At 53.8% G+C, this 580-nt stretch carries 1 protein-coding gene; it reads right to left on the reverse strand.

Annotated elements, in window-relative coordinates; genetic code table 11:
* Positions 1 to 18: 18 nt before the first annotated feature.
* On the reverse strand, positions 19 to 580 hold a 562-nt coding region (locus WH277_RS01855; protein WP_339504065.1), incomplete at its 5' end, for a transporter associated domain-containing protein.

Below are 580 nucleotides of genomic sequence, written 5' to 3' on the forward strand. Positions count from 1 at the left end.
CCCCGACATTCACTGACATTACACGGTGTCATTCTGCGGGATAATTTGCACCTTTTGTACCCGATGGCTGTCAACCTGTAACGTCCGGAAGAGGTAATCCCCCACCTGAACCTCTTCCCCTTCCTGCGGTATGCGCTGCAAATGCTCCATCAGTAATCCTGCCAGCGTGAGGTATTCGCGTTTCTCATCCAGTACCAGCGGCAGATGCATGGCCAGATCGTCGAGTGGCATATGGCCATTTGCCGTCCAGCTGCCGTCGGCATTCTGTTGAATATCGTAGCGTGGGTCGATCTTCTCCCCTTCATTGGGCAGATTCCCGGCGATGGTTTCCATCACATCACTCAGCGTCACAATGCCTTCAACCGAACCAAACTCGTCGACCACAAACGCAAAATGGGTACGGGCAGTACGGAATTGTTCCAGCGCGGGCAGCAGGGCAAGCTGCTCAGGGAAAACTAATGGCTGGCGGATCAGCGCGCGCAAATCCAGGTCATTGCCATGCAGAGCCTGCTTTAACAGGTCAATAATGTGTACCACACCGAGCGGTTCATCACTGTTTTCGGTAATGATCAGCCGCGTA

Origin of the sequence: Erwinia sp. MYb416 (assembly GCF_037479575.1) — a bacterium.
Taxonomy (GTDB): domain Bacteria; phylum Pseudomonadota; class Gammaproteobacteria; order Enterobacterales; family Enterobacteriaceae; genus Erwinia; species Erwinia rhapontici.